The sequence below is a fragment of the Pantoea sp. SS70 genome, from assembly GCF_029866845.1.
In the GTDB taxonomy this organism is placed as follows: domain Bacteria; phylum Pseudomonadota; class Gammaproteobacteria; order Enterobacterales; family Enterobacteriaceae; genus Pantoea; species Pantoea leporis.
In genome coordinates, this window is the sequence record NZ_CP117199.1 from 1969814 (window position 1) to 1989209 (window position 19396).

Here is a 19396-nt window from a genome sequence, read left to right on the forward strand (position 1 = left end):
AAGTAGGTAACGATGAAAACGTTAAAAAATTGGTCATTAGCCGGTTCCGATGCACACCACGTGGCGTTAAACGTCGACGGCAAACACACGCTGTGTCTGTATGTGCTGGAAACGGGCATGTTCCGCGTGGCGATTAAACGTCATGGCGCATACAGCCTCGATCGCACCTGGAGCATCGCGCCACAAAGTGATGTGCCGTGGGAAGGGCGTCAGCGTGACAGCCTGGCCGGATTCACCTTGCCATCGTTCACGCTGGAAGAAGAGGGCGACACGCTGGTGGTGGCCACCGATAAGCTGCGGGTGATCGTCCATCAACCGCTGGCGCTGGAGTGGCAATATTGCGACAGCCACGGCGCATGGCAGCTGCTGACCTGCGACCGTCCAACCAGCGCTTATCAAATCAACACGCACGGGGATGGCGTGGCGCACTATCAGTGCCGCATGAACGACGATCGCTATTATGGTCTGGGCGAGAAAACCGGCGATTTGCAGCGTAATGGCCAGCGCTATGAGATGCGTAACCTTGATGCGATGGGCTACAACGCGGCCTCCACCGATCCGCTGTACAAGCATGTGCCGTTTACCATCACCCGTCGTACCGATGTTAGCTTTGGTCTCTATTACGATAACCTCAGCAGCAGCTGGTTTGATCTGGGTAATGAACTCGATAACTATCACCAACCGTATCGCCGCTGGCAGGCCGAAAGCGGTGATATCGACTATTACCTGTTTGTTGGTGACAAGGTGCTGGATGTCACCAAAGCCTTTGTGCGTCTCACAGGTAAAACGCTGTTCGGCCCGAAATGGAGCCTTGGCTACAGTGGTTCAACCATGCATTACACCGATGCGCCGGATGCACAACATCAGCTGATGAACTTCATTCGTCTCTGCGAAGAGCACGATATTCCGTGCGATTCATTCCAGCTCTCGTCCGGCTACACCTCGATTAACAACAAGCGCTACGTGTTCAACTGGAACTACGACAAAGTGCCGCAGCCGGAGGTGATGAGCCAGGCGTTTCACGACGCCGGCTTGCGCCTCGCCGCCAATATCAAACCGTGTCTGTTGCAGGATCATCCGCGTTATAACGAAGTGGCGGAACAAGGGCTGTTTATTCGTGACTCCGAAGAAGATGCGCCTGAACGTTCGGTGTTCTGGGATGACGAAGGTTCACATCTCGATTTTACCCATCCGCAAGCCGTCGCCTGGTGGCAGGAAAACGTCACCAAACAGCTGCTGGAAAAGGGCATCGATTCCACCTGGAACGATAATAACGAATATGAAGTGTGGGACGGCGAAGCGCGTTGCCACGGTTTCGGCACGCCAATTGCCATCAAACACATTCGCCCGGTGATGCCGCTGCTGATGATGCGCGCCTCGATGGAAGCGCAACAGCGCTTCGCGCCGGAAAAACGTCCTTTCCTGATTTCCCGTTCGGGTTGCGCCGGGATGCAGCGCTATGTGCAAACCTGGAGCGGCGATAACCGCACCAACTGGACCACGTTGCGTTACAACATCCGCATGGGATTGGGCATGAGCCTGTCCGGTTTGTACAACGTGGGACACGACGTCGGTGGCTTCTCCGGCGATAAACCAGATGCAGAACTGTTTGTGCGCTGGGTACAAAACGGCGTGATGCATCCGCGTTTCACCATTCACTCGTGGAATGACGATCACACCGTCAATGAACCCTGGATGTATCCGGCGGCTACGCCTGCGATCCGCGCCGCGATTGAACTGCGTTATCGTCTGCTGCCTTACCTCTATACGTTACTGTGGCAGGCGCATGCTGACGATGAACCGATGCTGCGTCCGACTTTCCTCGATCATGAACAGGATGCGCAGACGTTCGCCGAGTGCGATGAGTTTATGCTGGGCCGCGATCTGCTGGTGGCCAGCGTGGTCGAACCGGGCCAGCGCGAGCGTCGTCTGTGGCTGCCCGACAACCAAACTGGCTGGTATGACTTCGCTACCCAGCAATGGTTCAGCGGCGGTCAATGGATCACGCTGGCGGCTCCGCTGGAAACCCAGCCGATGCTGGTGCGTGCCGGAGCGGGCTTACCGCTCAGCGAGCGCCTGCGTCATGTTGACACTAAAACTGACGATCGCCGCACCTTGCAGCTGTTCCCGCTGAAAGGCAAAGGTGTCAGCCACGGTATGCTGTTTGAGGATGATGGCGAAAGCTGGGGTTATCAGCAGGGCAATGCGCTGTGGCTCAACTGGAAAATGCGCAGCGATGCTGAGGCGATTCACCTCAACTTCCAGCGCAAAGGCAGCTTCCAGCCAGCCTGGCAGACGCTGAAGATTATGCTGCCGCCGGGTGAACAGCGTCAGCTGTTTATTGATGGCGTGGCGGTGGATAAGGCGCAGGCAGAAGCGGTGTTAGCGGATATTGCTGCGGAGTAATCGGTCGCCCTGAATGGCGGCACAACATCGATGTTGTATTCGTAGGGTGCGCATTCATGCGCACCTGGAATAAAGCAGAGAGATCAGTCGATTAACCCTTTCGCCCGCGCCAACAAAAACGCGGTAACCGTTGTCGCATCGCTGATCTTTCCTGCCAGAATTAGTTCAAGAAATGCGTCGATTTTAATTTTCTTCGCGGTTAATCCCACCTCTTCCGCATCCAGATTTTGCCCCTGATTCGCCATGCACATTTTCTGAATTAGCGCGCCATCGCCTGTTTTAGGGCGTTTAGAAAAACCGTGACGCGCGTTGGCAGGTGCCGTGCGGTGGGAAACAGCGCCCAGACGCCGAGAAGCTGCGGTTGGGCATCTCGCAAGGTAATCTCAGTCAGTTCACCTGCCGCCAACTCTTGCTGCACATCCCACGCAGAGAGCTGGGCGATGCCGCTGCCCGCCACGCACAAAGTACGCACGCCTTCCACATTGCTGCCGCTAAAACGGCCCTCAACGCTGACACTGGAAATATGGTCGTCGACTATAAAACTCCATTGCGGCACGCCGGATAAGCGCAGGCAGTTATGCTGATGCAAATCGGCCAGCAGTTTTGGCGTGCCAAAGCGCGCCAGATAGTCTGGAGAAGCACAGAGCACGCGCGGATTATCCGCCAGCCGCTGCGCGACTAAGCGCGAATCCCGCAGCGGGGCGATGCGAATGGCGACATCGTAGCCCAGCCCAACAATATCGGTGACGTTATCGCTGAGCTGGAAATCGGTCTTCAGTTCGGGATTCTCCGCCATCAGCGCGGACAGCAACGGAATAATGGTGCGGCGGCCAAAACCAGAAGGTGCGGTGATGCGCAGCTGGCCGGTGGCGCCCTGTTTATTCGGTGAGAACAGATTGCGCGCGCTCTGTTCGGTTTCCGTCAGGGTTTTGGCGTAGGGCAGAAACTCTTCACCTTCATCTGTTAACGCAATGGCGCGGGTGGTGCGATGCAGCAGGCGTACGCCGAGATCTTCTTCCAGCGAGGCGAGTCGGCGTGAGACCGTCATCGGCGTGGTGTTCAGTCGCCGCGCAGCCTGCGTCAGGCTGCGCGTCTGGGTGACCATCAGGAACACCTCAACATCTTTTGAGTTCATTGTAACGATTTCCGTTATACAGACGTATCATCATCGGCCATTTTTGTCCCTGTGGCGACCGAATATACTGCGCTCTGTAGATAATCCGCATCCAGAGAGCAATATGAGTGATAAACATCTTTTTCAGAGCGGCACACTGAACCGGCTGGCGCTGAAGAATCGCATTATGGTGGCGCCCATGACGCGCATCTCCGCCAGCGTTGACGGCATACCGGGCGAACGTATGCAGCACTACTATCAGCGCTTCGTGCGCGGCGGCTTTAGCGCCATCATCACCGAAGGCATCTATATCGATGAAGCCTGGTCGCAAACCTATGCGTTTCAGGCGGGGCTGATTAACGCTAAACAGAGCGCCGGCTGGCGCGCGATCACCGATCGGGTGCATCAGCATGGCGGCAAAATCATTGCGCAGTTGATGCATGCCGGGGCGATATCGCAGGGCAATATCTATCGACCGGACACGCTCGCGCCCTCAGCGGTGCAGCCGCGCGGGGAACAACTCGGTTTCTATCACGGTCATGGCGCCTATCCGCTGCCACGCGAAATGAATGAAGAGCAGATCCAGCAGGTGATCGACAGCTTTGCGCACACTGCGGCGCGGGCAATCGGCGAAGCGGGTTTTGATGGCATCGAAATTCATGGCGCTAACGGCTATCTGCTTGACCAGTTCTTTACCGATTACACCAATCAGCGCAGCGATCGCTGGGGCGGCGATATCGTGGCGCGTTTGTCTCTGACGCTGGCGGTGATTGCCGCGGTGCGCCAGCGCGTAGGCAAGGATGTTACGCTGGGAGTTCGCCTCTCACAGGGCAAAGTGAATGATTTTCATCACAAATGGCGGGAAGGCGAAGCGGGCGCGCGCCTGGTATTCGCCGCGATTGCTGAGGCCGGCGTGGATTATCTGCATCTGACTGAATATGACGCGCTGCAACCGGCGTTTGCCGATTCGCCGCTGTCACTGGTGCAAATTGCGCGCCAGGCGGCACCGAAATTGCCGATTATCGCCAATGGCGCGTTAAGTGATGCCAGCACGGCGGCGCAGGCGCTGGAGCAGGGCGCGGATTATGTGTCGATAGGCAAAAGCGCGCTGGCCAATCCCGACTGGCCGATGCGTATTCGTGATGGCGTGGCACTGCGCGAATTTGATAAAAATCTGCTGGCGCCATCGGCGGATGTGAAAAACTGCGAATTGGTTTAACGCTGAAAGGGCGCTGATGGGTAAATGGGTCGCCATGAATGGCGACCACGCGATTATTGCGCAAAAGCCCACGTCAGTTTGCCCTTGTCGGAGACCAGCTTCTCCAGCTTCTTCTCATTCACTTTCTTGCGTGCACCTAACCGATCCGCCGTCAGCGGGCCGCTATCGCTGTGCGCAATCACCGTGTCTTTCGGCACGCTGGTCATCTTCTCAGCGATGGTTTCCAGCGCTTTGGCGTAACCGTTGCGGTTATTGAGGTCAAAGTTCTTCAGCGGCAGCTGCGTTTCCAGCCATTTGCCCCAGTAGAACTCGAGGAACGGCGGCGGATTCTGCTCCTTCTCAAAGCCAATATCGCGCACGAAATAGACCAGCGAGCGATATTCATCATTCTGCATATGCTGGCGGCCCAACTCTTTCGGCAGCGCGTCCGGTTTGATTTTGCCTGCTGGCGTATCCAGCCACACCAGATGTGCCGTTTCCATTTTTTGCCAAAAGGCGGACATGGTTTTCAGGCTGCGGAAGTCATCGGTGATGCGCACCTGCACCGGCGTGTTAAGACCGGCGATATCGGCGAAATTGCTGAAAGTATGATGACCATCGGTAAGGTACAGCACGTTATCCGGCGCAATCACCGCCGTTTTCATCGGCCCCGGTTCGCTGCCGACCGGCGCTTTACAGCTGAAGCTGCTGGGCTGCGAGAGACGTGATTTACTGTCAAATTTATCAACGCCTTTCTGCCCCATGCTTTCGCAATAATCATCGAACAGCTTTTTCGGTTCGGCTTCATAACGATGCTGTTTGTAATCCAGCTGACGATAGCCAATCGCAGCCTGCGTCGGGTGGAGTTGCGCTAACTGGACTTGCACAATATCACCGGCTTTGATGTCGGCGGGCAGCGCGGCGGATGCCTGTCCGGCTGACCATAACAGCGCCAGTATTGACCACGGTGTTCTCATTCCTTTTCCTCGAATCGCCAGAAACAGATTTGCACAATAGCATTAGTGTCATTTTGCCGCTGTAGTGTTGTCGCTCGCGGTTGCCCAGTCGCAACCGGTCATCCAGACATCTGACCACACGGAGCTTTCATTATGGCACTTGCTGCTGTGCAACCGACAAAACTGCAACACACTGTTATCGATCCCAGCGTGCGCATGCGCGAAACCCAGATTGGCGCGCAATGTGAAGTGCTGGCCGAAACCTATATCGAATACAGCGAACTGGGCGACTTCTCCTATCTCGGAGAACATTGCTGCGTCGCCGATGCGCAAATCGGACGCTTTACCGCCATTGCCAATCATGTACGGATTGGCGCACCCAATCATCCGATGGATCGCGCCTCGCAGCACCGTTTCACCTACTGTCCGGAATACTACGATGCGCAGGCGGAACGCGATAATGGCTTCTTTGCTGACCGTCGCGCCGATCGCGTGATTATTGGCAATGATGTGTGGATTGGCCATGGCGTGATCGTACTGCCGGGTGTGGCGGTGGGTGACGGCGCGGTGCTGGCGGCCGGTGCGGTGGTGACGAAAGATGTGCCGCCATACACCATTGTCGGTGGCGTGCCAGCCAAAGTGATCCGTGCACGTTTCGCGGCGGATATTGCGGCGCAGCTGCAGGCGATTGCCTGGTGGAACTGGCCGCTGGAGAAGCTGATGGCGAATCTGGCCGATTTCCAGTCCTCCGATCTCCGCGCATTTTGCCAGCGGCACGGCAGCTAACTCCGCTGCAAGCGACATTTGTCGTCGCAGCGAATCTCAAGTAAACTCAAAATACCCTGTTTTTGAGATTGCTTGAGATGAAACTGCGCCGCCCGCCCGTTCAACTTATTGATTCACTGAGTATCAGTGAGATTAACTCGCTTCTTGCCAGTCATGCCGAGTGGGATGAGCGCTATCTGCATTTCGATGAGTTATATCGTCGTGTCAGTGATAGTCAGACGCGTGAGAAAGTGTGGAGCGCACTGAAATTCAAGCGCCGCAGCAGCGCGCAGCACTTTGTGATCGCCGATCAAACCGTGACCTGTAATCTCACGGCCAAAATCACGGCGGCGATGTCGATGGTTGATCGTATGACCTTTGCGCGCAACGGCGAACCAACGGATGAGGACGCGGCTTCTTACCTGATGTCACAGCTGATCATGGAAGAGGCGATTTCATCCAGCCAGTTGGAAGGCGCGGCGACCACCTCGCGCGTGGCGATGGAGTTGCTGGCGGTGGGGCGTGCACCGCGCAACGAAGATGAAAGCATGATCATGGGCAACTGGCGCTTGATGCAGCACATTGCCACGCTGGGTGACGCGCCGCTGACGCGCGCCGATATTCTGGAAATTCATCACATCGCCTGCGCCGGCATTAATGATGACAAATATCGGCCCGGCGCCGTGCGCGACAATAACGATGTGTTTGTTGCCGGGCGCGACGGCGAAATCATTCATCAGCCGCCGGATTATCAGCGGCTCAATAGCCTGCTGGACGCGCTATGCGCCGAAGTTGCGTGGCTGGAGCAGCAGGGCACGCATCCTTTGCTGGTGGCCTGCGTGATGCACTTTGCTATCGGCTACATTCACCCGTTCAATGATGGCAACGGGCGCACCGCACGCGGGCTGTTCTACCATCATCTGATTCGTCACGGTTACAGCGCGTTCCGCTACATCTCCATCAGCAAGCTGTTGAAAGCCGCGGCGGTAAAGTACGGCATTTCCTATCTTTACAGCGAAACTGATGAGATGGATCTGACCTATTTCGTGCAGTTTCAATGCGAAGTGGTGATGCGCGCGGTGACTGCCTTCACCGAGCAAATCGCCACGCTGCATAAAGAGCGGGAACGTTTAGTGACGTGGGTGGAAGAGCATATGACTTTAGCCAAAGGTGAGCTGGATATCATGGCCATCGCGCTGAATGCGCCGGGTTCGTTACTCAGCTCTGCCGGGATTAAATCGCGGCTCGGCATCGCGGATAACACCGCGCGTGCGCGCCTGAAAAACCTCACCGAACAGGGATTGTTGCGTCCACTAAAGGAGGGGAAAGGAACGGTGTACCAGGCGCCTGTTTCACTGCGCAAGCTGCAGGAGTGGCTGAAAAAGCGCGAAGGGTAACAGCGTTATCGCAAGCAATCTCAAAATGCCCTATTTTTGCGATTACTTGCGATGTGGATTAGATCGGCGGATGCATTACCATCGCCGATAGCACCGCTTCCTGCGGCAACCCGACATGCAGCAAAATCTGCTGGCGATAATGCTCATCGGCGTCGCGCGCATCGTCGCTGAGTAACACGCCCACTTCATTGACGTTCTTGCCGGCCACCTGCACCTTGTCACGCGCGGCACTGCGCATCCATTCGTACTCGATATCAATGTGGCCGGTATCAATGCAGCGAATGCCATGCTGGCTGAGATCGTAAGCCAGCACCGTGGCAGTGGGGCCGAGCGACATTAGCACCATATCGTAATCGCGTGCGTGCGCCAGCACCGAGCTGTAGAGATCGTTGTAGACCGAGAAGGCGTTGCGATTGAGCGTGGTGATGCGTCTAATCTCCCGCGCGCCATCAAGCAGATCGTTACCGATGCCGAGACGCGTGCCGCTGCCTTCCACAATTAATATCTTTTTATCGCTGAACAGCTGCTTGAACTTATTAAACACGCGAACCGCCTGCTGCTTGTCCTTATAATCGTGATAGGGACGCGTAACGGAGGTATTGCCGTAGCGGTAATCTTTCTTTAATAAGCTTTCATAATGGCGAAAATAAAATGCTTTATGAAAAAACCAGAATAGGGCCGAACCAAAACGCATATTCGCGGTGCCGCGAAAGGCATCGGGCATACACAATAAACACGGATTCTTCGGCTGACTTCCGCGCCGTAATATCTCTTTAAGGCGAATAGAGAGTCGTTCATCAAAAGATTGAAAGCCGATATTCTTGAACAAAGTCATTTCCAATTCGCCGTCGCCATAGCGGCTTACGGAGAGCTTGTGGTTGCTGAGCAGCAGGTCAATGGTCTGTTCAGGCGACATCACCTGATATTGCCGGGCTCGCGCATTGGCAACCGGAAACTTAAAAGCAGCGTGTGTGAGTTTAAAAGGAAAACGTAATTTACGATAAAAGAAATCTGCGCTAATCATCATAACCTTCTTTTTATTAGCGGCCTTGCCGCAGAGCAGTTACGTGATTTATATCACGCTTAATCCGGGATAACAGGCTGAGGAAACTCTCAAAAAGTCATTGCGGCGCAATGGCTAATCAATTTAAAAAAGATTAAATGAAGAGGGGATAAATAAAACTGTAATAAAACCGCACTTATTCGCGCTGCTATGATAATTGTTGCCAGGAATAATCGCAGCAGCGCATTAATGATTAATTAAGTTATTTCAATTAATGACGAAAGGTTAAAGCGATTTTCCGGCTTTACTAAGCCTAAACGATCGCGCAGCGTGCCCGGTTGATAGTCGCTGCGGAAGACGCCCGCAGCCTGCAGGCGCGGGACAACCTGTTCGAGGAAGCGATCTTCGTTCTCGTCAATGTAGGTGGGCAGAATGACAAAACCGTCGCAGGCCTGATGCTGATACCAGTCAATCATCTGCTGCGCAATGCTATCCGCTGTGCCGGTCGGTGCCGGGAACGACAAGCTCTCGGCGTAGCGTTTCGCCATCTCGCCCAGCGTCAGGTTCTGATCAATGGCGCTGGCGATCACATACTGAAAACGGCCTTTGCTGCCGGTGATCTTTTCACGCAGGTCAGGCACCGGCCCGTCAATGGGGTACTGCGACAGATCGATATTCATGCTGGCCGAAACAAAGCTGAGGCCCGATTCCACGGTAATCAATGATTTCAGGTACGCCGCACGCTCCTCGGCATCGCGCTGCGTATTGCCGACAATCGGCACCATGCCGGGCAGAATGCGCAGTTGATCGGACTGACGCTGATACTGCAGCGCACGCTGTTTCAGGGTTTGATAAAACTGCTGCGCGCGTTCCCGATTAGGTTGCACCACAAACAGCACTTCCGCCTGTTGCGCCGCCAGATCGATAAAGGCTTCTGATACGCCAGCCTGAATCACCACCGGATGGCCTTGCGGCGGACGCGGCAGATTAAGCGGTCCCTGCACGTTGAAAGATTCACCCTGATGATCAAGCCTATGGAAGCGTGCCGGGTCGGCAAAGTGCGCCTGCGCTTTATCCAGAATCAGCGCGTCCTCTTCAAAGCTGTCCCACAGCGCTTTCATGACATCGATAAATTCGGCCGCGCGGCGATAGCGGTCTTCATGGCTGAAGTGCTCGCTGCGACCAAAGTTGCGCGCTTCGGCGTGGCTCAGCGAGGTAACCACGTTCCACGCTGCGCGCCCGCCGCTGATATGGTCGATGTTTGCCAGCTGACGTGCGGTGGTGTAAGGCACCGAATAGGAGGAGGAAACCGTGCCGCCGAGGCCGATGTGGTCAGTCACCGCCGCCAGCGCGGCTAATAATGTTAAGGGTTCAGACCAGCCAACCTGACGATGCTGCACGGTGTGCGCCAGATGCCCGCCGTAAACATCATCAATCGCCAGCTTGTCCGCGACAAAAATCATGTCCAGCTTCGCGTCTTCGGCGCGCTGGGCGATTTTGCGGTACAGCGGCCAGTTACTGCCGCCGGTCGCAGCTGAATCGGGATGGCGCCAGCCGCCCTGATGAATGCCGGAGTCGAGGTAGAGCGCCAGGTTCATCATGGCTTGGCGGCTCCGTTGGCGTTAAAGAAGGAGGCATCCACCAGCTTGTCGGCTTTTAAGCCGGGTTTGATCAGGCCGCCGCGGGTGAAGGTATCAATCGCCAGCTGCTGGCGTTTCTCCACCAACGCGTAATCCTCTACCGGCGCGTTGTTTTCACGCTGCACTTTACTCAGCGCCACCGCATCTGGCAGACGCAGCAGTTTGGCGATCTCGCTGGCGTAGGCTTGTGGATGCGCCACGCCCCACGCACGTGCGCGAATCAGGCGCTCGCGGAAGTCCGTGAGCTGCTCACGCTTGCTGGCGATGGCGCTATCGGTCGCCACCAGATAGTTTGAAACCGGCGAATTTTTGCCGTCGATGGCGATGCGATCGCCGGACTGCGCCACGGCAAAGGACACATAAGGTTCCCAGGTTGCCACCGCATCCACCGCGCCATTATCCAGCGCCAGCGTCGCTTCCGACGGCGTGGTGAAGACAAAATTGACGCTGTCGTCGGGCAAACCCGCTTCGTGCAGCGCATTCAGCACCATGTTTTGCCCGGCCGATCCTTTTACCGTCGCCACTTTCTTGCCTTTCAGGTCGGCGATGCTGTGCAGGGCGCTGTCCTTTTTCACCAGGATGGCATTGCCGAGATATTGCGATGCCTGAATGGCGCGGATCTGCGCGCCTGCGGCCACGGCAAACGACAGCGGACCATCGCCGACTAAGCCGGCATCCAGATGCTGGGAGTTGAGCGACTCCAGCAGCGGCGCAGCGTTGGGGAACTCATACCATTTGATTTCATACGGCACATTGTTGAGCTCGCCAGCGGCGGACATCACCGCGCGGGCATTGCCTTTTTGATCGCCGACGATCAGTGGGTTAGTGGCAGCGTGAGAAGTCACCGCGAGGAGCAACAATGAGCTGGCTAATAAAGTGATTTTCATAACGTTTCCCGGGTAAAAAAGAAAACAGCGTAAGTTTTCTACTACAGCGGGCGTAGTAACAAATCTGCGCAAGGTTATGTCTCAGGCGCAAATGCCCCCAAATCGTGCATCCTCGCCATTTTTCGTTATCAAAAAATGCGAATTTTCCTCACTAATGATTAATTCTCTCAACGAAAATGAAACGTGATTTCAGTCACAGATTGAACGAGGCGGTAGCTGGAAGCCATTAGCCAAACTACATTCATTAGCGGAGCTAACGACACACCTCGCAACGGGTTTTTACTAAACGGTAACGTACGTTAAAATTCTGTTGATTTTATGTGGGGTTATTTTTGAGGTTTTTCGATGAAAATGGTTGAGGGATTAGCATGGTTAACAAATTAACCAGTATCGTGCTCGCGATTCTGGCGATTGCCTTGCTGTACATGGGCGGCAAGCTGTTGATGCTGGGCGGCAGCGCCTTCTATGCGCTGATGGCGGTGGGATTACTTATCACCGCAATTTTACTGTTCCGCAACCAGCGCAGCGCGCTGGCGCTGTATGCGGTGCTGATGTGGATTACGCTCGCCTGGATTATCTGGGAAGTGGGCTTTGATAAATGGCAGTGGATCCCACGCGGTGACCTGTTCGGCGTGATCGGCCTGTGGCTGGCGATGCCGTGGGTGGTGAAACCGCTGTATCGCGGCGAACGCCGTTTCCACGGCTTCCTCGGCGGCACCGTGATGATCATGATCGTGGTGGTGATTGGTCTGTGCTTCTACGATCCGGTTCCGCAGCAAGGCACCATCAGCAATGCCCGCGAGCAGAACAGCGAGCAGGGCGCCGCTAACGACTGGACCGCGTACGGTGGTTCGTCTGACGGCCTGCGTTTCTCGGCGCTGAATCAGATCAGCAAAGACAACGTCAAAAACCTCGAAGTTGCATGGACCTATCACACCGGTGATTTGCGCCAGGATGCGGATGCCACCGAATACACCTTCGAAGCTACGCCGCTGAAAGCTAACGGTATGCTGTATTTCTGTACGCCGCATAACGAAGTGCATGCGCTTGATCCGGAAACCGGCGCGGTGAAGTGGAAATTTACGCCAAATAAAGACCGCTCTTACCTGCAGCAGCATCAGACCTGTCGCGGCGTAAGCTACTACGAAGAAACCCCGGTTGCCGCACAGGGTAGCGCCGCAAATCCGGCCATCTGCAGTAAGCGTATCTTTAACGCCACCACCGATGCGCAGCTGATTGCGCTGGATGCCGATACCGGTAAACCGTGCGCAGATTTCGGTCAGAACGGTGTGGTTGATCTGCACGCCAACATGGGTGAAGTGCGTCCACATGCGCTGATGCAAACCGCAGCACCGCTGGTGGCGGGCAAGCTGGTGATCGTTGGCGGTTCCGTGATGGATAACGGCTTCAACAGCGGCAACCCGTCAGGCGTGATTCGCGCCTATGACGTGCAAAGCGGTCGTCTGATGTGGAACTTTGATCCGGCTAACCCGGAAAACACCGCGCCAATTGCTGCCGGTCAAAACTACCCGCAGGACACGCCAGTGGCGTGGGGCACGTTGAGTGCTGACCTGAAAAACGGCGTAGTCTATGTGCCGTTTGGTAACGCTTCACCAGATGAAGTGGGCATTGAACGCGATCCGAACAGCAACACCGAGAAGTTCCGTGATGCGCTGGTGGCGCTGGATTTGCAAACCGGTGCGTTCAAATGGCGCTATCAGAGCTCCAACCACGATCTGTGGGACCGCGATAATCCATCACAGCCTTCGCTGGTGGACATCGATTATCAGGGGCAGAAGCAGCCTGTGGTGATCCTGCCGACCAAAACCGGCAACCTGTTTGTGCTGAACCGTCTTACCGGCCAGCCGGTGTATCCGGTAAACCAGGTGAAGGTTTCGACTGAAGGTGGCGTAGCGGGTGAGAAATTTGCGGCGACTCAGCCGGTTTCCAGCCTGAACTTCATCCCGCAGCCGTTGACCGAGAAGTCAATGTGGGGCATCACGCCGTTTGACCAGATGTCATGCCGCATGGATTTCCGTAGCCTGCGCTATGATGGCAATCCGTGGACGCCAGCAACGGAAGGCGGTTCACTGATCTTCCCTGGCAACATTGGTGTGTTCAACTGGGGTTCTATTGCTGTCGATCCGCAGCGTCAAATGCTGATTGCCGCGCCAGTGCGTCTGGCCTACAAGTACAACCTGATCAAACGCACCGAGCAGACCGCCACCGAGCGCCTGTTCACCAAAGATGGCACGCCATACTGGAACGAAAACTTCCACGGTGACTACGCGATCCATATCCAGCAGATGGCGTCAGGCCTCGGCATTCCCTGTGTAGCGCCGCCTTGGGGCCGCATGGTGGGTGTGGATCTGAAGACCGGTAAAACCGAATGGCTGCGCCGCGTGGGCGTCACCAAAAACCTGAAGACCAGCTTCCTGCCTGGCCGTTTCCCCATCGGCTTCCCGATGGGCATGGTGGCGCACGGTGGTCCATTGCTGACCGCAGGGGATTTGGTGTTCCACGGTGCAACTGCGGATAACTTCTTCCGCGCCTACGACAGCACCACCGGCGAACTGCTGTGGCAGACCGAGCTGAGTGCCGGTGCGCAAGCCACACCGTCTACCTTTATGGGTAAAGACGGTAAGCAGTACGTGGTGATTGCCGCAGGCGGTCACGGTTCGCTCGGCACCCAGGCGGGTGACAGCGTTGTGGCATTCCGTTTGAAGTAATCGCTGTAAAATAGAATAAGGCGCCCGCTGTGGCGCCTTTTTTTGTTTTTGTCAGGTTATATTGAACCTCCGTGAAAGACGCCACTGATAAGGAACTGTATGACTATCGCCTGCCTGCATACCGCTGCCAGTAATATCGCTATTTTCGATGATGCCGCGCACTCATTGGGCATGAGCAACGGCGCACTGAGTCATATCGTGATGCCGCATTTGCTGGCGGAAGCGGAGCTGACCGGTGGCATGACCGCTTCTCAGCAGCAAAAGCTGGAACAGCTGTTACGCAGCCTGACGCCGTGGTTCGACGCAATTCTGATTACCTGCTCGACGCTGGGTCCGGTCGCCGATGATTTTAACGCTGAAGGGCATGATTGCCCGGTGTATCGCACCGATCGCATGCTGGCCGATGAGGTGCGCCGTTTGCCGGGAAAATCTCTGGTGCTGTGTGCGGCGGAATCCACGCTGGCGGCGACGCGCGCGCTGTTTTGCCCAGCAACGCTAACGGTTGAACAGCATCCTGTTGTGCAGCTGATTCCTGGCGCATGGGCGGCGTTTAAAGCGGGTCATCAGGATGCGTATCTGCAAATGATTGCGCAAGCGGTGGCAGACGGGAAACAGCAGGGCGCAGATCATGTGGCGCTGGCCCAGGTTTCCATGGCGGCGGCGTCCAGGCTGTTTAGCGCCGGTAGTCAGCCATTAACCAGCCCGCAGCTGGCGTTAAAGGTGGTACGTGATTTTTCGTAGGGTGCGCATGCAAGACCGCGCATCAGGTTAACGTTTACTTTCATGTAAATAATAATCATTTGCATTAGTGGTTATAACTCATTATCGTTAGCAACACTTTGTAACCCATAGCGATTTAACCCCTAAAAATCCTCAATCAAAGAGGTCGCTATTCTGCTGTCGCTTTTCAGGAGCGCTCTTTTCATTTTCCTGACATACGCCCACATCCGCGATTTGGTAGACTCAAGATTGAGAATGAACGTTCACTACAGGATTATTCATGAAGAATTTTCAGCGCGCGGCCATCGCCGGGCTGGTGTTATTGCTCGCCGCCTGTGACCAAAATAGCGCCCCGCCAGCGGGCGACATGACCACCGAAGTCGGCGTGAATACGCTGCAAACTGAGTCGGTGACGCTCGATAGTCAACTCACCGGACGCGTGGTGGGCAGCATGGTGTCGGAAGTGCGTCCGCAGGTGGACGGTATCATCCAGAAGCGCCTGTTTACCGAAGGCGACGAAGTCAAAGCCGGTCAGGTGCTGTATCAAATCGATGCGGCCAGCTATCAGGCCAGCTACGATCAGGCCGTTGCGCAGTTGAAAAATGCGCAGGCGTTAGTGAAAAGCAGCCAGTTAAAATCCGCGCGCTATAGCGCGCTGGTGAAAGAGAACGGCGTATCGCGTCAGGATGCCGACGATGCGCTGGCAACCTATCAACAGAACGTGGCGTCGGTTGATCAATATCGTGCCGCCGTCGAAAGCGCCCGCATCAACCTCAACTACACGCAAATCAAAGCACCGATTTCTGGCCGCATCGGCATTTCGTCAGTGACGCCAGGCGCGCTGGTGACCTCGGCGCAAACCACGGCGCTGGCGACCATTCGCGCGCTCGATCCGATCTATGTCGATCTCACGCAATCCAGCGTGCAACTGCTGAAACTGAAGCGTCAGCAGGCTTCCCTTCAGCAGAGCAGCGATGTGGTGCCAGTAACGGTAAAACTGGAAGACGGCAGCAATTACGATCATCCCGGCAAGCTGGAACTGACTGAAGTGGCGGTTGATGAAGCCACCGGAACCGTTACGCTGCGCGCCATTTTCCCTAATCCGCAGCATGAATTGTTGCCGGGCATGTATGTGCGCGCCAGCGTCACTAACGGCGTTAAAAATGATGCGATTCTGGCGCCGCAGCAGGGCATCACGCGTGATGCCAAGGGCAATGCCACGGCGCTGGTGGTGGATAACGAGAACAAAGTGCAAAGCCGGGAAGTGGTGACCGATCGGGTTATCGGCAACACCTGGCTGGTGACCAGCGGTTTAAACAGCGGCGACAAGCTGATTGTCGAAGGCACCGCCAAAGTGCAGGCCGGGATGACGGTGAAAGCTGTTGAAGTGACGCCGAACAGCGCCCGCAGCGGAGGCCAGTAATTATGTTGGCTCAGTTCTTTATTCGTCGGCCGGTATTCGCCTGGGTGATCGCCATCTGCATCATGATGTTTGGCGTGCTCAGCATTAAAAGCCTGCCGATTGCGCAATATCCCGACGTCGCACCGCCGCAGATCAGTATTCAGGCTACTTACACCGGCGCGTCGGCGGAAACGCTGGAAAGCAGCGTCACGCAGGTGATCGAGCAGCAGCTCACCGGCCTCGACGGCTTGCTCTATTTCGATTCCACCAGCACCGCCTCAACCGGCCAGGTAAAAATCAGCGTCACTTTCCAGCAGGGCACCGATCCGGATATTGCGCAGGTGCAGGTGCAGAACAAAGTGCAGCAGGCCGAAAGCCGCTTGCCGACGTCCGTTACCACGCAAGGCGTGACGGTGGAGAAGGCGCAAAGCGACTTCCTGCTGATTCTGGCGCTGTACGATAAAACCAACCAAAGCACCTCGGCCGATGTGGCGGACTACATGGTCAGCAACATGGAAGATACGCTGGCGCGCGTGCCGGGCGTCGGTAGCGTGCAGGTGTTTGGTGCCGAATACGCCATGCGCATCTGGCTCGATCCCGCCAAACTCGCCTCCTTTTCGCTGATGCCGTCCGATGTGACCAGCGCGCTGGAGAGCCAGAATACCCAGGTTTCCTCCGGTCAGCTGGGCGCGCAACCGGCCAACAAAGAGCAGCAGCTGGTGGCGACCGTGCGTTCGCGTTCACGTCTGCAAACGCCGGAACAGTTCCGCAATATCGTGTTGAAAAGCCAAAGCGACGGCTCGGTGGTGCATCTGAGTGATGTGGCTCGCGTAGAAATGGGTGATGAGGATTACAGCGCCAACGTGCTGGCGAACGGTCATCCGGCTTCAGGGATCGCGGTGCAGCTGGCGTCCGGCGCCAATGCGCTGTCAACCGCCGAACAGGTGAAAGCCACCATCGACGAGTTCCGCAGCAGCATGCCGCCGGGCTATGAAGTGGCGTATCCGCTCGACAGTACCGACTTCGTGAAAATCTCGATTGAAGAGGTGGTGAAAACCCTAATCGAGGCGGTGATTCTGGTGGTGATCGTGATGTTCGTGTTTCTGCAGAACATCCGCACCACGCTGATTCCGGCGATTGCCGTGCCGGTGGTGTTGCTGGGAACCTTTGGCGTGCTGTCACTGTTCGGGTACTCGATCAACACCTTAACCATGTTCGGCATGGTGCTCGCCATCGGGCTGTTAGTGGATGACGCAATCGTGGTGGTGGAGAACGTCGAACGTGTGATGCGCGAAGAGGGTTTGCCGCCGCGTCAGGCCACTGAAAAATCGATGAAGGAGATCACCGGCGCGCTGATTGGTATCGCGCTGGTGCTGTCGGCGGTGTTTCTGCCGATGACCTTCTTTAGCGGCTCAACCGGCGTTATCTATCGTCAGTTCTCCATCACCATTGTGTCATCGATGGTGCTGTCGGTGATTGTGGCGTTAACGTTGACGCCGGCGTTGTGCGCCACGCTGCTCAAACCGCACAACGAAGAAGGCGGCCAAAAGGGCTTTTTCGGCTGGTTCAATCGCAGCTACGAGCGCGTGCAGGCGCGTTATCACAACGGCGTGGGTCATGTGCTGCACAGCTCGGTGCGCTATCTGCTGCTCTACGCGGTGCTGCTGATCGGTTGCGCGGTGCTGTATATGCGTTTGCCGACCGGCTTCCTGCCGACTGAGGATCAGGGCTATATCATGGTGCAATACCAGCTGGCACCGGGCGCGACGGAAAACCGCACCAGCGCGGTTCGTCGTCAGGTGCAGGAATACTTCGCCACCAAAGAAAAAGACAACGTCAACGTCAGTATGCTGGTGAATGGCTTCAGTTTTGCCGGCAGCGGCCAGAACGCCGGGATTGGCTTTATCTCGCTGAAGAACTGGAGCGAGCGTAAAGGTGCTGAAAACAGTGCCGATGCCATTGCCGCGCGTGCAATGGCCAATCTTGCCAGCATTCGTGATGCGCAGATCTTTGTGCTGTCGCCGCCGTCGGTGTCCGGTTTAGGGCAGTCAGACGGATTCACCTTTGAGCTGCAGGCGCGTGGTGCCACCGGGCGCGATCAGCTACTGCAAATGCGCAATCAGCTGATTGCTGAAGCCAATCAGGATCCGCTGCTCAGCGCGGTGCGTGCCAACACCTTGCCGGATTTGCCGCAGCTGCAGGTCAATATCGACGATGAAAAAGCGCAGTCGCTAGGTCTCACCATCAGCGACATCAACGACACGCTCAGTGCGGCGATTGGCGGCAGCTACATCAACGACTTCACCGATCGTGGCCGCGTGAAGAAGGTTTACATGCAGGGCGATCAGCAGTTCCGCAGCAAGCCGGAAGATATCGATCGCTGGTACGTGCGCGGCAGCGATAGCAACAGCAATACCACCATGGTGCCGTTTGCGTCGTTTGCCTCCTCAGAGTGGGCGTACGGCCCGGATGTGCTGTCTCGTTATAACGGCCTCGCGTCCTACGAAATCGAAGGTTCGGCGGCGGCCGGCAAGAGTTCCGGGGATGCGATCAGCGCGATGGAAAAACTGGCGGCGAAGCTGCCGGCGGGCACCACTTTTGCGTGGAGCGGCTTGTCCTATCAGGAAAAACTCTCCGGCAACCAGGCGATGTCGCTGTATGGCATCTCGCTGATTGTGGTGTTCCTGTGCCTGGCGGCGTTGTATGAAAGCTGGTCGGTGCCGTTCTCGGTGATGATGGTGGTGCCGCTGGGGGTGATCGGCTCGCTGCTGGCGATCAGCCTGCGCGGGCTGGAAAACGACGTCTACTTCCAGGTGGCGCTGTTAACCATCATTGGCTTGTCGGCGAAGAACGCGATTCTGATCGTTGAGTTCGCCGAAGACAATTACCGCAAAGGGGAAAGCCTGGTGAAGGCGGCAACGCACGCGGCATCGATGCGCCTGCGGCCCATCATTATGACTTCGCTGGCATTTACCGCTGGCGTATTGCCGCTTGCGATTTCCACCGGCGCGGGCGCCAACAGCCGTATTGCGATTGGTACTGGTATTATTGGCGGCACGCTGACCGCTACCTTGCTGGCGATCTTCTTTGTACCGCTGTTCTTTGTTCTGGTGCGTCGCGTGTTCCCGGCGATACCGCATGACGATAATCATGCATCTGTGGCCAAGGCGGGGGAATAA

General features: G+C 56.2%; 14 protein-coding genes. 8 read left to right on the forward strand and 6 right to left on the reverse strand.

What is annotated here, in order from left to right; translation table 11 throughout:
- The first annotated feature begins 12 nt into the window (after positions 1-12).
- Entirely contained in the window at positions 13-2406 is a 2394-nt protein-coding gene (locus PO881_RS09190) for a glycoside hydrolase family 31 protein (RefSeq protein ID WP_280172797.1), read from the forward strand.
- 83 nt (positions 2407-2489) lie between these two features.
- On the opposite strand, the gene PO881_RS09195 is transcribed toward PO881_RS09190, so the two are convergent.
- Together PO881_RS09195 and PO881_RS09200 are read right to left on the reverse strand one after the other, a co-directional pair.
- A complete protein-coding gene (locus tag PO881_RS09195) occupies positions 2490-2651 on the reverse strand; it encodes a hypothetical protein (protein WP_225608150.1) in 162 nt (53 codons plus the stop codon).
- Between the two features lie 14 nt (positions 2652-2665).
- A complete protein-coding gene (locus PO881_RS09200) occupies positions 2666-3541 on the reverse strand; it encodes a LysR family transcriptional regulator (RefSeq protein WP_280172798.1) in 876 nt (291 codons plus the stop codon).
- Positions 3542-3644: 103 nt separating this feature from the next.
- On the opposite strand from PO881_RS09200, the gene PO881_RS09205 reads away from it, so the two are divergent.
- Positions 3645-4739 (forward strand): NADH:flavin oxidoreductase, encoded by a 1095-nt coding sequence (locus PO881_RS09205; RefSeq protein WP_280172799.1) that lies wholly within the window; start codon positions 3645-3647, stop codon positions 4737-4739.
- Positions 4740-4792: 53 nt separating this feature from the next.
- Here the strand turns inward: PO881_RS09205 and PO881_RS09210 are convergent, their stop codons facing one another.
- Positions 4793-5695: a ParB/Srx family N-terminal domain-containing protein gene (locus tag PO881_RS09210; RefSeq protein WP_222233484.1), complete on the reverse strand. Its 903-nt coding sequence runs from the start codon at positions 5693-5695 to the stop codon at positions 4793-4795.
- A gap of 132 nt (positions 5696-5827) precedes the next feature.
- Here PO881_RS09210 and PO881_RS09215 point away from each other — a divergent pair, with 132 nt between their 5' ends.
- Together PO881_RS09215 and PO881_RS09220 are read left to right on the forward strand one after the other, a co-directional pair.
- Positions 5828-6460 (forward strand): DapH/DapD/GlmU-related protein, encoded by a 633-nt coding sequence (locus PO881_RS09215; protein WP_280172800.1) that lies wholly within the window; start codon positions 5828-5830, stop codon positions 6458-6460.
- 77 nt (positions 6461-6537) lie between these two features.
- Positions 6538-7836: a Fic family protein gene (locus PO881_RS09220; RefSeq protein WP_280172801.1), complete on the forward strand. Its 1299-nt coding sequence runs from the start codon at positions 6538-6540 to the stop codon at positions 7834-7836.
- A 58-nt stretch (positions 7837-7894) separates the two neighbouring features.
- On the opposite strand, the gene PO881_RS09225 is transcribed toward PO881_RS09220, so the two are convergent.
- The 3 genes from PO881_RS09225 to PO881_RS09235 form a co-directional block, all read right to left on the reverse strand.
- Positions 7895-8860, reverse strand: a complete 966-nt coding sequence (locus PO881_RS09225; protein WP_280172889.1) for a GT-D fold domain-containing glycosyltransferase — start codon at positions 8858-8860, stop codon at positions 7895-7897.
- Between the two features lie 236 nt (positions 8861-9096).
- Positions 9097-10440, reverse strand: a complete 1344-nt coding sequence (locus PO881_RS09230; RefSeq protein WP_280172802.1) for an NtaA/DmoA family FMN-dependent monooxygenase — start codon at positions 10438-10440, stop codon at positions 9097-9099.
- Positions 10437-11366, reverse strand: coding sequence for an ABC transporter substrate-binding protein (locus PO881_RS09235; RefSeq protein WP_280172803.1), 930 nt, complete (start codon positions 11364-11366; stop codon positions 10437-10439). Before PO881_RS09235 ends, PO881_RS09230 begins: the two co-directional genes overlap by 4 nt.
- A gap of 368 nt (positions 11367-11734) precedes the next feature.
- Between PO881_RS09235 and PO881_RS09240 the strand changes: the two genes are divergently transcribed.
- The 4 genes from PO881_RS09240 to PO881_RS09255 all read left to right on the forward strand — a co-directional run bounded on the left by PO881_RS09240 (position 11735) and on the right by PO881_RS09255 (position 19396).
- Positions 11735-14095 (forward strand): membrane-bound PQQ-dependent dehydrogenase, glucose/quinate/shikimate family, encoded by a 2361-nt coding sequence (locus PO881_RS09240; protein ID WP_280172804.1) that lies wholly within the window; start codon positions 11735-11737, stop codon positions 14093-14095.
- 99 nt (positions 14096-14194) lie between these two features.
- Positions 14195-14836: a glutamate racemase gene (locus tag PO881_RS09245; protein WP_280172805.1), complete on the forward strand. Its 642-nt coding sequence runs from the start codon at positions 14195-14197 to the stop codon at positions 14834-14836.
- Between the two features lie 259 nt (positions 14837-15095).
- A complete protein-coding gene (locus PO881_RS09250) occupies positions 15096-16238 on the forward strand; it encodes an efflux RND transporter periplasmic adaptor subunit (RefSeq protein WP_280172806.1) in 1143 nt (380 codons plus the stop codon).
- Between the two features lie 2 nt (positions 16239-16240).
- A complete protein-coding gene (locus PO881_RS09255) occupies positions 16241-19396 on the forward strand; it encodes an efflux RND transporter permease subunit (RefSeq protein WP_280172807.1) in 3156 nt (1051 codons plus the stop codon).

Bases quoted from the DNA above. Each gene is read 5' to 3' on its own strand.
- PO881_RS09190 (WP_280172797.1), top strand. From the start codon at position 13: ATGAAAACGTTAAAAAATTGGTCATTAGCCGGTTCCGATGCACACCAC.
- PO881_RS09195 (WP_225608150.1), bottom strand. From the start codon at position 2,651: ATGGCGAATCAGGGGCAAAATCTGGATGCGGAAGAGGTGGGATTAACC.
- PO881_RS09200 (WP_280172798.1), bottom strand. From the start codon at position 3,541: ATGAACTCAAAAGATGTTGAGGTGTTCCTGATGGTCACCCAGACGCGC.
- PO881_RS09205 (WP_280172799.1), top strand. From the start codon at position 3,645: ATGAGTGATAAACATCTTTTTCAGAGCGGCACACTGAACCGGCTGGCG.
- PO881_RS09210 (WP_222233484.1), bottom strand. From the start codon at position 5,695: ATGAGAACACCGTGGTCAATACTGGCGCTGTTATGGTCAGCCGGACAG.
- PO881_RS09215 (WP_280172800.1), top strand. From the start codon at position 5,828: ATGGCACTTGCTGCTGTGCAACCGACAAAACTGCAACACACTGTTATC.
- PO881_RS09220 (WP_280172801.1), top strand. From the start codon at position 6,538: ATGAAACTGCGCCGCCCGCCCGTTCAACTTATTGATTCACTGAGTATC.
- PO881_RS09225 (WP_280172889.1), bottom strand. From the start codon at position 8,860: ATGATTAGCGCAGATTTCTTTTATCGTAAATTACGTTTTCCTTTTAAA.
- PO881_RS09230 (WP_280172802.1), bottom strand. From the start codon at position 10,440: ATGATGAACCTGGCGCTCTACCTCGACTCCGGCATTCATCAGGGCGGC.
- PO881_RS09235 (WP_280172803.1), bottom strand. From the start codon at position 11,366: ATGAAAATCACTTTATTAGCCAGCTCATTGTTGCTCCTCGCGGTGACT.
- PO881_RS09240 (WP_280172804.1), top strand. From the start codon at position 11,735: ATGGTTAACAAATTAACCAGTATCGTGCTCGCGATTCTGGCGATTGCC.
- PO881_RS09245 (WP_280172805.1), top strand. From the start codon at position 14,195: ATGACTATCGCCTGCCTGCATACCGCTGCCAGTAATATCGCTATTTTC.
- PO881_RS09250 (WP_280172806.1), top strand. From the start codon at position 15,096: ATGAAGAATTTTCAGCGCGCGGCCATCGCCGGGCTGGTGTTATTGCTC.
- PO881_RS09255 (WP_280172807.1), top strand. From the start codon at position 16,241: ATGTTGGCTCAGTTCTTTATTCGTCGGCCGGTATTCGCCTGGGTGATC.